Here is a 962-nt window from a genome sequence, read left to right as displayed (position 1 = left end):
ATCCGATTTTTGTCTATGCTCGGCACGAGGGAATGTTATCTTTGATTCGAGAGATTCGCGTGACTCGTCGAGGGTATAGGTGATGAGCACGCGCAGAACGCCGTTGCAGGGGTGGCGGCTCACAATTGATCTGTGAGGTCCGGGGTTATGGGGTCGGACGGATTTGAGTCCAAGAAGCTTGGAGTACCGGTCGCTGGTGTAGCTACACCAAACCGGCTCGGGGCAGACTATCAGGTCGGCGTCGCGCGCGACTCGGCGATCGATGCGCTTGCCGGTCTTGGCGAGAACCTTGTCGAAATCAGCGGCGTCATCAAATGGTTCGACGCCTCGAAGGGATACGGCTTCATCGTTCCCGACAATGGCTGGCCTGATGTGCTGTTGCACGTCACCGTGCTCAGGCGCGACGGCTATCAGACCGCCTATGAAGGCGCTCGGCTGGTGGTCGAGTGTGTCCAGCGTGCCAAGGGCTACCAGGCCTTCCGCATTGTCTCGATGGACGAGTCGACCGCGATCCATCCGGCCCAGATGCTGCCGCCGCGCACCCATGTCACGGTGACGCCGACCAGCGGTCTGGAGCGCGCCCAGGTCAAGTGGTTCAACCGTCTTCGCGGCTTCGGCTTCGTCACCTGCGGCGAGGGTACGCCGGACATCTTCGTCCACATGGAGACGCTGCGCCGGTTCGGCATGACCGAGCTTCGCCCGGGCCAATGGGTTCTCGTCCGCTACGGGCCGGGCTCCAAGGGCATGATGGCCGCCGAGATCCACCCGGAGACGGGCTCGCCGGCACTGTCCTCGCACTGAAGGACACCCTGACAGGATTGCAGCTGAGCCCCGGTCTCCGGGGCTCTTGTCGTTCATGGCTGCGTTTTCGAGGCGCGCCTCGCGAGGGCATCCGGCCGCAAGGGCTTCTGAGCGCTGGCGGTCTTGCTGCCGAGGCTCCGAGCGTGTAGTGACGTGGTCCT

Annotated in this window: 1 protein-coding gene; it reads left to right on the top strand. The window is 63.2% G+C overall.

Translation table 11 applies throughout. The features are described from left to right. Positions 1-147 precede the first annotated feature (147 nt). Positions 148-801 (top strand): cold-shock protein, encoded by a 654-nt coding sequence (locus tag BRAS3809_RS19930; RefSeq protein ID WP_008963856.1) that lies wholly within the window; start codon positions 148-150, stop codon positions 799-801. The last annotated feature ends 161 nt before the right edge of the window (positions 802-962 follow it).

The organism is Bradyrhizobium sp. STM 3809, from assembly GCF_000239795.1.
Lineage (GTDB): Bacteria > Pseudomonadota > Alphaproteobacteria > Rhizobiales > Xanthobacteraceae > Bradyrhizobium.
The sequence above is the reverse complement of the archived record's forward strand: the minus strand, read 5'-3'. Positions and strand labels throughout refer to the sequence as shown.

Coding starts and splice junctions, on each gene's coding strand:
- BRAS3809_RS19930 (WP_008963856.1), top strand. CDS start 148: ATGGGGTCGGACGGATTTGAGTCCAAGAAGCTTGGAGTACCGGTCGCT.